General features: G+C 62.4%; 8 protein-coding genes. 6 read left to right on the top strand and 2 right to left on the bottom strand.

What is annotated here, in order from left to right; all coding sequences use genetic code 11:
- The first annotated feature begins 268 nt into the window (after positions 1-268).
- The 5 genes from dnaK to HMPREF2943_RS11075 all read left to right on the top strand — a co-directional run bounded on the left by dnaK (position 269) and on the right by HMPREF2943_RS11075 (position 6438).
- Positions 269-2113: a molecular chaperone DnaK gene (dnaK, locus tag HMPREF2943_RS11095; RefSeq protein WP_070448082.1), complete on the top strand. Its 1845-nt coding sequence runs from the start codon at positions 269-271 to the stop codon at positions 2111-2113.
- A gap of 3 nt (positions 2114-2116) precedes the next feature.
- Positions 2117-2806 (top strand): nucleotide exchange factor GrpE, encoded by a 690-nt coding sequence (gene grpE, locus HMPREF2943_RS11090; protein ID WP_070644539.1) that lies wholly within the window; start codon positions 2117-2119, stop codon positions 2804-2806.
- 134 nt (positions 2807-2940) lie between these two features.
- Complete coding sequence (gene dnaJ / locus HMPREF2943_RS11085) at positions 2941-4146, top strand: molecular chaperone DnaJ (protein WP_070711614.1); 1206 nt, start codon at positions 2941-2943, stop codon at positions 4144-4146.
- 12 nt (positions 4147-4158) lie between these two features.
- Positions 4159-4581, top strand: a complete 423-nt coding sequence (locus tag HMPREF2943_RS11080; protein WP_070448076.1) for a heat shock protein transcriptional repressor HspR — start codon at positions 4159-4161, stop codon at positions 4579-4581.
- 336 nt (positions 4582-4917) lie between these two features.
- On the top strand, positions 4918-6438 hold the full coding sequence (locus HMPREF2943_RS11075) for an acetaldehyde dehydrogenase ExaC (RefSeq protein ID WP_070644555.1): 1521 nt from the start codon (positions 4918-4920) through the stop codon (positions 6436-6438).
- Here the strand turns inward: HMPREF2943_RS11075 and HMPREF2943_RS11070 are convergent.
- The gene (locus HMPREF2943_RS11070; protein ID WP_070644541.1) at positions 6435-7586 is read right to left on the bottom strand and encodes an alpha/beta hydrolase; all 1152 of its coding nucleotides are present in this window, start codon (positions 7584-7586) and stop codon (positions 6435-6437) included. The genes HMPREF2943_RS11075 and HMPREF2943_RS11070 overlap by 4 nt on opposite strands.
- A gap of 359 nt (positions 7587-7945) precedes the next feature.
- Here HMPREF2943_RS11070 and HMPREF2943_RS11065 point away from each other — a divergent pair, with 359 nt between their 5' ends.
- Positions 7946-8755 (top strand): carbon-nitrogen hydrolase family protein, encoded by an 810-nt coding sequence (locus tag HMPREF2943_RS11065; protein ID WP_070448070.1) that lies wholly within the window; start codon positions 7946-7948, stop codon positions 8753-8755.
- A 51-nt stretch (positions 8756-8806) separates the two neighbouring features.
- On the opposite strand, the gene HMPREF2943_RS11060 is transcribed toward HMPREF2943_RS11065, so the two are convergent.
- Positions 8807-10006, bottom strand: coding sequence for an FAD-binding oxidoreductase (locus HMPREF2943_RS11060; RefSeq protein WP_070711613.1), 1200 nt, complete (start codon positions 10004-10006; stop codon positions 8807-8809).
- Positions 10007-10101 lie beyond the last annotated feature (95 nt).

Here is a 10101-nt window from a genome sequence, read left to right as displayed (position 1 = left end):
TAGCCCCGTTTCCTGAGAGCTATGAGTTGCATGACATTTCCCGTTGGTGGGGTGCCGTTGAGCTGGGGGAATGGAGGGACGAAAAAGAAAGTTGAGTCAGATGGGAACAACTTTGTTGTTGCTGCCGTTGTGTAGGTTGAGTGACCGGCGCTCAGGTTTGGATGACTTTGAGTGTTGCTTCTGTTAGAGTCGCTGACTGGACGCGACAGAAGTTGAGTCGCACATTATCAACTTAAGAACAAACCCAACCAAGCAAGGAGAAAAGATCATGGGACGCGCAGTAGGAATTGACCTCGGTACCACCAACTCGGTCGTATCCGTACTGGAAGGTGGCGAAGCCACCGTTATCGCTAACTCCGAGGGCTCTCGCACCACCCCGTCCGTCGTGGCTTTCGCTAAGAACGGCGAAATCCTCGTCGGCCAGTCCGCGAAGAACCAGGCGGTCACCAACGTTGACCGCACCATCCGCTCCGTCAAGCGCCACATCGGCACCGACTGGACCATCGATATCGATGACAAGAAGTACACCCCGCAGGAGATTTCGGCCCGCACGCTCATGAAGCTGAAGCGCGACGCCGAGGCTTACCTGGGTGAGGACGTTACCGACGCCGTTATTACCGTCCCGGCTTACTTCGAGGACTCCCAGCGTCAGGCCACCAAGGAGGCCGGCCAGATTGCAGGCCTCAACGTCCTGCGTATCGTGAACGAGCCGACTGCCGCCGCGCTTGCTTACGGCCTGGAGAAGGGTGAGCAGGAGCAGACCATCCTGGTCTTCGACCTGGGTGGTGGTACCTTCGACGTCTCCCTGCTGGAGATCGGTGACGGCGTGGTCGAGGTTATGGCTACCGCTGGTGATAACGCGTTGGGTGGCGATGACTGGGATCAGCGCATCGTCGACTGGCTCGTAGATAAGTTCAAGGCTTCCCAGGGCGTTGACCTGACCAAGGATAAGCGCGCTGTCCAGCGTCTGCGTGAGGCTGCTGAGAAGGCCAAGATTGAGCTGTCCTCCTCCCAGTCCGCCAACATCAACCTGCCGTACATCACGGTGGACTCTGAGAAGAACCCGCTCTTCCTGGATGAGACCCTGTCTCGCACCGAGTTCCAGAAGATCACCCAGGACCTGCTGGACCGCACCAAGACCCCGTTCAACCAGGTCATCAAGGATGCTGGCCTGTCCCTGTCCGAGGTTGACCACGTGGTGCTCGTCGGTGGTTCCACCCGTATGCCGGCCGTGTCCGACCTGGTCAAGGAAATGACCGGCAAGGACCCGAACAAGGGCGTTAACCCGGACGAGGTCGTGGCAGTCGGCGCTGCTCTGCAGGCAGGTGTGCTGCGCGGTGAGGTCAAGGACGTGCTGCTTCTCGACGTCACCCCGCTCTCCCTCGGCATCGAGACCAAGGGTGGCGTGATGACCAAGCTCATCGAGCGCAACACCACCATCCCGACCAAGAAGTCGGAGACCTTCACCACGGCTGATGACAACCAGCCTTCCGTGCAGATTCAGGTCTACCAGGGCGAGCGCGAGATGGCTTCCGCCAACAAGCTGCTCGGTTCCTTCGAGCTCGGTGGTATTGCTCCGGCACCGCGCGGTGTACCGCAGATTGAGGTCACCTTCGACATTGACGCCAACGGCATCGTCTCCGTCTCCGCTAAGGACAAGGCCACCGGCAAGGAGAACACCATCAAGATTCAGGATGGTTCCGGCCTCTCCCAGGAGGAGATCGACCGCATGGTCAAGGACGCCGAGGCACACGCCGAAGAGGACAAGAAGCGCCGCGAGGAGCAGGAGACCCGCAACCAGGCGGAATCCACCTCCTACCAGACCCGCAAGTTCATGGACGAGAACTCCGACAAGCTGCCGGAGGACCTCAAGACCCGCGTGACTGAGGCCGCCGATGCCGTCGATGAGGCGCTGAAGGGCGATGACATTGAGGCAATTAAGTCGGCCGTCGAGAAGCTTGGCACCGAGTCCCAGGAGCTGGGCAAGGCTCTGTACGAGGCCCAGGCTGCGGAGGCAGGCGCCGAGGGTGCCGCTGCTGGCGAGACCGCTGGTGACCCCAACGTCGTCGACGCCGAGGTTGTCGACGAGGACGACGAGAACAAGGAGAAGTAAACCATGACCTCCCCTCAGGACCCGGGCAACCCGGCCAACACCGACCCCGAGGCAACCTCCGCTGAGGCTGCGGAGGCTGCCGCCGCAGAGGCTGCTTCGGCCGACGGCGCCGTGGATGAGGCTGCTGAGGCACAGGCTGATGCTGCCACCGCGGGCACCGCTGAGGCAGAGGCTGCGGTTGAGGATGCCGCTCACGACATCGCTGATGAGGACGCCAGCGCTGAGAACTCCCTGGAGGCTCAGCTGGCTGAGCGCACCGAGGATCTGCAGCGTCTCAACGCGGAGTACACCAACTACCGCCGTCGCACTGAGCGTGACCGTCAGGCCGTGATCGAGACCACCAAGGCCAAGGTCCTGGCAGATTTCCTGCCTATCCTTGATGACCTGGAGCTCGCACGCCAACACGGAGACCTCAACGAGGGGCCGCTCAAGGCCATTGCGGACAAGCTCACGGGCGTGCTGACTACTAACCAGCTGACCCCCTTCGGCGCCGAGGGCGATGCCTTCGACCCCGAGGTGCACGAAGCAGTCCAGGACCTCTCGACTGGTGACGAGCAGGTCATCGGCACGGTCTTGCGCCGTGGCTACACGGTGGGCGAGCGCGTCGTGCGCACCGCCATGGTGATTATCGCCGACCCTGCCGAGTCAGCCGATACCGCTGATAGTCCGGATAGCTCGGATAGCGCAGAATAGGTATCGCAGGTGGCGTCAGGGCTCAGTGTTCCTTGGCGCCACTCTTCTTTTCACTACTTAATTAGCATTTTTACTTAGCAAAAAATCTTAAAACCTAACCGTTTATCGACTCTCCTGAAAGGAGGAGATGCCCAGTGAACGCTAAGCCAGAATGGGCAGACAAGGATTATTACGCGGATCTGGGGGTCTCCTCGTCCGCAACCGCCGAAGAGATTAAGCAGGCTTATCGCAAGCTGGCCCGCCAGAACCACCCCGACGCCAACCCGGATAACCCCGCGGCGGCGGAAAAATTCAAGCAGGTGGCGGAGGCCTATGATGTGCTCTCTGATAAAGCTACCCGCAAGGACTATGACGAGTTCAAGGCCATGATGCGCGGCGGTGGCTTTGGACGGAGAGGAGGCGCCGGGTTTCCCGGCGGGTTTCGATCCACGCACATGGGTGGACCGGGTGCGCAAGAATTCGACCTCTCGGACATCTTCGGAGGATCCGCTCGAGGAGCGTCTCAAGGCGGCGGTCTTGGGGATATCTTCGGTAGCGTTTTCAACCGCGGCGGTGGTGCTGGCCACACAGCTCGGCCGTCGCGGGGGGCCGACGTCGAAACGCAAATAACCCTCGACTTCCGCGAGGCAGCGAAGGGAACCACCATTCCCTTGCAGCTCAGTGGCGAAGCTCCCTGCACCACGTGCCACGGTTCCGGCTCGAAGAGCGGAAAGCTGACGACGTGCTCGACGTGCGACGGCACCGGTTTTACCTCTGAGCAGCGCGGTACCTTCGGCTTCTCGGCGCCGTGCGCTGACTGCGATGGCACTGGCCAGCGGGCCGAGGACCCGTGCCCGGATTGCTCCGGTTCCGGAACGGTGCATCGCACCCGCTCGATTACGGTGCGTATCCCCGCTGGAGTGATTGATGGCCAGAAGGTGCGCCTCGCTGGTCAGGGTGAAGCTGGTCCGAACGGCACGCCTTCCGGTGACCTCTTTGTGGCGGTCACGGTAAAGCCTGACAAGGTATTCACCAGGGAAGGCGATGATCTGCACGTCACCGTCCCGGTGTCCTTTGCGGAGCTGGCTTTGGGAGACACCATTACGGTGCCGACCCTCGATTCGCCCGTGCGCGTGAAGGTGCCGGCGGGCACACCCGATGGCCGCACGTTGCGCGTGAAGGGCCGCGGCGTGGCCAAGCGCGGCGGCAAAGCCGGTGACCTCATGGTGACCGTGCAGGTCACCGTGCCCTCCACGCTGGATGCGGCGGCTTCCTCGGCGCTGCGCAGCTACGCGCAAGCGGAGAAGGACTCCGGCTTCGATCCGCGTGCCGGTTGGGCCGGTAATACGGTAGCGCGCTAAAGGAGGTGTGAGATGAGCAAGGACAGAACAAGCCGAAGTGATGCGGCGCAGCCCAAGGCGATGTATGTCATCTCCGTGGCTGCAGAACTGTCCGGCATGCATGCTCAAACCCTGCGCACGTATGACCGGATGGGGCTGGTTTCCCCGGCCCGCACCTCCGGGGGCGGGCGCCGTTATTCGGAGAGCGATATTGAGCTCTTGCGCAAGATTCAGGCGCTCTCGCAGGACGATGGCGTGAACCTGGCCGGTATTAAATCCATCATCGAGCTGACTGCGGAGCGTGACCGCCTCGCCGCCGAGCGCGATGAACTGCAGGCAGAAGTTGAGCGCCTGCGCAGCCAAGCCCGCCCATCGCGCGGTGAGCTGGTCCATGTGCCGCGTTCGACCTCCGTGGTGATGTGGACGCCGCGTCGTAATCGACGCCGCGACAGCTAGAAGTTTCCCCCTCCTTCGCGGAGGGGGTTCTTCCGTTTTGGGCCCATCTACAGCCCGCTCAGCCGGAAACTCTGCGCTCGTTGCTTAACACGTGCCCTTGTTGCCAAAGTTCTTGTTCAAAATTGCTCTGGACCGTGAAACTTTGGCAACGAGGGCAGTTTGGGTAGCAACTTTCCTGGGGAGGATAGCTTTCGAAAACGTGAGTTTTGCAAAACTTAACACTACACTCGCACTCAACGTTGTGCGACCTATCACATTCCGAGGTGAATGTGTCTGAGACACCTTAGGTGAAGGCCCGACGGAGACCTATAAGACGACAAGAAAGGTGCGATGACCATGACTTTGTATGCGAACCCAGGAACCCCTGATGCCATCGTGAACTTCCGTGAGCGCTATGACAACTACATCGGCGGCGAGTGGGTACCACCGGTTGATGGTGAGTACATGGACAACATCACCCCGGTTACCGGAGAGGTTTTCTGCCAGGTCGCACGCGGCAAGGAAGCAGACATTAATCTGGCCATCGACGCCGCAGAGAAGGCCTTCGAAACCTTCGGTAAGAGCACCCCGGCCGAGCGTGCGCTCCTGTTGCACCGCATTGCGGACCGCATCGAGGAGAACCTGGAAAAGATCGCCGTCGCGGAAACCTGGGAGAACGGCAAGGCCGTGCGTGAGACCCTCGCTGCTGATATCCCGCTGGCAGTCGATCACTTCCGCTACTTCGCCGGCGCGATTCGTGCTCAGGAGGGCCGCCTGTCCCAGATTGACCAGGACACCGTGGCGTACCATTTCCACGAGCCGCTGGGTGTGGTGGGGCAGATCATCCCGTGGAACTTCCCGCTGCTCATGGCGGCGTGGAAGATTGCTCCGGCGCTGGCCGCGGGCAACACCATTGTGATGAAGCCGGCTGAGCAAACCCCGGCCTCCATCCTGCTGCTCATTGAAATTATTGAGGACCTCCTGCCGAAGGGCGTGCTCAACATCGTCAACGGTGTCGGTGAGGAAGCGGGCGTGGCTCTGTCTACCTCGGATCGCATTGCCAAGATTGCCTTCACTGGCTCCACCCCGGTGGGCAAGATTATCAACAAGGCCGCTGCAGACAAGGTCATTCCTGTCACGCTGGAGCTCGGCGGCAAGTCGCCGTCCATCTTCTTCGCGGACATCATGGACAAGGACGATGCCTACCTGGAGAAGTGCGTCGAAGGCTTCGTCATGTTCGCGCTCAACCAGGGTGAGGTCTGCACCTGCCCATCGCGCGCTCTCATCCACGAGGACATCGCGGACAAGTTCCTAGAGCTGGCCATGGAGCGCGTGAAGAAGATCAAGATCGGCCACCCGCTCGACACCGAAACGATGATGGGCGCGCAGGCTTCCCGGGAGCAGATGGACAAGATCATCGAATACCTCGAGATCGGCCCGAAGGAAGGTGCGGAGACCCTCATCGGTGGCCATGTGAACAAGGTGGAGGGCCTAGAGAACGGCTACTACATTGAGCCGACCGTCTTCCGTGGCACCAATGACATGCGCATCTTCCGCGAGGAAATCTTCGGCCCGGTGCTCTCCGTGGCCACGTTCAAGGACTTCGAGGAAGCCATCCAGATTGCTAACGACACCAACTTCGGCCTGGGTGCCGGCGTGTGGTCGCGCCACCAGAACATCTGTTACCGCGCCGGGCGCGAAATCCAGGCCGGCCGCGTGTGGGTCAACCACTATCACGTGTACCCCGCGCACAGCGCCTTCGGCGGATACAAGGAGTCCGGCATCGGCCGCGAGAACCACCTCATGATGCTCGCTCACTACCAGGAGACGAAGAACATGCTGGTGTCCTACTCCGAGGAGCAGGCTGGTCTCTTCTAAAAGCGTTGCGCGATGATGCCCAGACCCCGCAGAAATGCGAGGTCTTTCCAATAGGAACCATGATCCCCCGGCAGGCCGTTCGCGTCGGGCAGAGGGGCGGCGCCAAAAGCAGGGGAGGAGGGATCAGGGCCGTGGATTCCGCCGCGCGGTCCGGTGGCAATCGCGATGGGGTCCTCGGTATTCCGCGCGCTCCACACCCGGCCGTGCAGCTGCGAGGCACTAGCCACGGAAGCGCCCGGGCTGCCGACGAGCACGATGTCATCCGCAACATAGTCCTGCTGCGCCGCCTTGCCCACCACCACAGAGCCATAGGAGTAGCCCAGGAGGATATGCTGCGCGTGCGGAAAGCGCTGCCGCAAAGCGCGCTGGAAGCGGCCCAGCTCAGCAGCCCCGCGGCGCGCCGGGTCTTCGTGTGCAGCGCGGGGCAGCGAGGCCGGGGCGGAATAACCAATCCACGCCACCGTGGGCCCATTGGTGGCGCGCGCGATGGCGCGGGCGCGCTCCACGGCGGTGGGCCAGCTCGCTGTCTCGGAAGAACCTACCCCACCCACAAAGGTGCTTACCTGGGCGGCGTGGGTCCCGATGCCTTCGGGGTCCACGAGTGCCACCAACCGCCCGGGGCCGGCCTCCAGCACGGTGATATCCGGGTTAGCCGCGGCCAGGGAACGAACCTCCTCGCTAGCCATGGTCAGCTGGACCTGGTGCAGCTCAGTGAGAGTCAGGTCGCTGAAATCCTCCAAGCGGCTCGGTGGCTGGGCCATCTCCGGGGTGCATAAGGCGTTTAATTGGCGGGCGCAGGCCCAATCGAGGACGTCGGCCAACGCATCTAACTGCCCAAGCGCCACGCTGGCGGGCTCGGCAAATGCAGGGATCGCGGCGAGCTGCAGGGCGCGTGCGCGCAGCTGTTCAATTCTCTCCTGTAGGGGCGCATAGAGGCTCAGGATCTGCGCGGCCAGGCGCATCTGTTGCGCGGGTTCTAATAGCGTGTCGGTGGCGCGCTGCAATGCGTGCCGTGCGGCATCGGCAGCAGCTCCGGATAGCGCTAGGCCTGCCCAACGATGGTGTGAGTCAGTGACATAAAGTTCGAGTTCAGAAGCAGAATTTACCATCCAGTCAGCCTCCGCACGTAGTTCTTCCGCCGCGCTCATTCGCTTCCCTCCAGTCGTAAGGAAAGCTCAGAATCAAGACTCTGGGTCACACCCACGAAGCGCTCCAGCTCTCCTAGGCGCGCCCGTCGATCTCCTTCGCTGGCTCTTCGCACCTCCTCCCACCGCGCGCCGAGAAGAGCTAGCGCGCGAGCCGTACGGGGAGGCTCTTTCAAAGAAGGCGTGGCGGCGGGCGAGACGTGGCCGAAGAGGGAACGGATCTGCTGAAGGGCAGCATGGTCGATGTCGAGGTGGTTCATAGCATCGAGAGTGCGCTAACTGTCCAATCGCCGTAAAGAGCAGCAACCGCGAATCCACGAAATCTGTGGATAACTAGTCCGGGCTCGTCTACCGTGGGCCGCATGAAGGTAGCAGCAGTTCAATTGACCAGTACCGGAAACGTCGAGGAGAACCTCGTAGTAGCGCTCGACAAGATCCGGGAAGCCGCGGCCAACGGCGCGCAGCTCATCGTCCTGCCGGAAGCTACCACCCAGAGCTTCGACTCCGGGCGCCTCGATACACACGCAGAAGGGCTTGATGGCCCCACCGCCACTGCCGTGCGCGCGCTGGCAGAAGAACTCGGCGTGTATGTGGTGCTGGGAATGTTTGCCCCAGCGGATACCGTCCAGCGTGGGGAGAAGACCATTAATCGTGTGGCCAACGTTGCGCTCATCGCCGGGCCTGGTGTTCTCGGCGGCTACGAAAAAATCCACACTTACGATGCTTTCAAGTACAAGGAATCCGATACCGTCCGGCCGGGCGAGTCACTCGTTGCCTTCGATGCCGGTGACCTCACCGTGGGTGTCGCCACCTGCTATGACATCCGCTTCCCTGAACAATTCAAGGAGCTCGCCCGCCAGGGTGCTCAGCTCATCGTCGTGCCCACCAGCTGGGCAGATGGCCCGGGCAAGCTGGAGCAATGGCGCCTGCTCAGCGCGGCGCGCGCGCTTGATTCCACGGCTTATATTCTGGCCGCAGGCCAGGCCCGCCCCGGTGGGGAGGCGAAGGCGGGGCAGACTTCCGGCCCCACCGGCATTGGGCACTCCGTCCTCGTGGCGCCGGATGGCACACGTCTTGCCGAAGCCGGCTATGAGCCGGAAATCCTCTACGGCGAGGTGGAGCCAGACTCCGTGGCGAAGGTCCGCGAATCCCTCCCCGTCCTAGACGCCTAAGCCCCGATTGCACGCCTAAGCTCCGTTTGTACGCCTAGGCGCTCAGCGCGCCTAGGCCCACTGGGATTTCTTCCACGCCGCCCAGGCTTCCCAGTCATCGCCCCAGCCGTCGAGCTCCGCGGCGGAGGCCGCCCACTCGTGGCCACGCTGCCAGCTATCCATGGTGATAGCCTCCTCCGCGACGCCACCCGCGAGCAAGGCCGCGCGCGCTAATTCCACGCGGTCGGCCGGACCGATGAGTACAAAGCGGCGGTCAGTCCCTTCGGCGAGCACCGGTTCCATCGGCTCCTTGGCCACCACAGGCTTAAACCCGTGGGCAGCCGGCTGCGCCCCCAGCAACCACGGGTCCTGTCCCTCCCGCACGATGTGGCGCAGCTTCAGCTCCGGAAGCAAGGCCTGCAGGTTAGCCTGAAATTCCGTGTCATAGTGCTCGCCCGGCGAAGGTGCTACAGCATAGACCTGGAGACCGGAGGGGAGGGTGTTCTCTAGGGCGTCGAGAAGCAGCGCCCGGGCACCCGCCCATCCCGTACCGAAGGAAATGAGGGTGGTTCCGGAATCGAGTTGCGGCGGCTCACCGGCGGGCATGCCCAACGTCCACCAATCACCCGGCTGCGCCTTGGCCAGCATGGAGGAAGCCTCACCGGCCAGCGCGAGGTGGAATATCAGTTGCCCGGAATCACCAGCAGGCGCTGCCGGGGTCAACGGACGCCAGGTTCCCGGCGTGAGCTGCGAGGTCACCGGCACGTGCTGGCCCGCGCGGTAGTCCAGCGCCATACCGGACTCCAACCGGACTACAGCGGTGTTCCGGTTGGGCTTTTCCACCGCCACCACCTGGGCGCTATGAGCGGGAGGAAGACCGGCGACATCCGCCTCCTGTGCGGCGGTACGCATGATGGAGCACACCTGGGAAATGGTGCGCGTGGCGACGTCATGCTGGTACGGCGTGAGCCCCAGAACCCCCAGCCCGTGAACAAGTGATGCCTCAAATTTCGGATAGACCTCAGGCGGGAAACCGAGGCGGCGATGATCACGGCCCATGCGTACCAGGCGCTGGGCCACGTCCCCCTGTACCTCATCGCCCTCCACATTCTCCAGCACCCACGCCAGCGCCGGGGCCATGGAGGGGTGCGTGTCTTTCATCGACAGAGCAAAGACCTGGCGGGACTCGGCCACGGTGGCGAAAAAGTGTCCGTGTACTGCGTCGCGATAGTCTTCCGCGTGCTTGCGTAGGTGCTCACCCAGTTCCCTCATGCCCGCCCATCCTAGCCCCTGGGGGTAGAGCCACATCACCCTCGGGTTATATGCCAGGGGTGGAAAAGCGGGAAGGGGGTTGTAGTGTAATCAAC

The sequence above is a fragment of the Corynebacterium sp. HMSC072D12 genome (genome assembly GCF_001813925.1).
In the GTDB taxonomy this organism is placed as follows: domain Bacteria; phylum Actinomycetota; class Actinomycetes; order Mycobacteriales; family Mycobacteriaceae; genus Corynebacterium; species Corynebacterium aurimucosum.
This window is presented reverse-complemented; position numbering and strand designations above follow the sequence as displayed.